The sequence below is a fragment of the Xenorhabdus miraniensis genome (genome assembly GCF_002632615.1).
Genome location: NZ_NITZ01000124.1, coordinates 1 through 460, shown reverse-complemented (window position 1 = coordinate 460; position 460 = coordinate 1). Strand labels below are relative to the sequence as shown.

Below are 460 nucleotides of genomic sequence, written 5' to 3'. Positions count from 1 at the left end.
GACAGATAAACAAGTGCTGCGTTTGCTTGGTCAGCTTGAGCGCATTCTGCACGCCGTGGCCTGTGACCCACATCAGCCGCATACGTCAATCATGTTCCTCAGTGAAGAAGAGCGCCATACCCTGCTGCATACATGGAACCAGACCGATGTTTCCTACCCACAGGACAAAACCCTGCAACAGTTGTTTGAAGTACAAGTGGAAATCACGCCGGATAACGTGGCGCTGGTGTTTGAGGGAGAAACACTGACCTACCGCCAGCTCAACGAACGGGCGAACCAGCTAGCAAACGCTATTCGCGTACATTACCAGCAGCAAAAAAATGCACCGCTGCAAGCCGGCACACTGATTGCCCTCTATCTCGACCGCAGTCTGGAAATGGTGATCAGTATTCTGGCCGTGCTGAAAGCGGGTGGCGCTTATGTGCCTATTTCACCGGCATATCCCGCGGAACGCGTCAAT

General features: G+C 53.3%; 1 protein-coding gene. It reads left to right on the top strand.

Annotated features, from left to right (window positions below):
* On the top strand, positions 1–460 hold a 460-nt coding region (locus Xmir_RS22390), incomplete at both ends, for an AMP-binding protein (protein ID WP_145956970.1).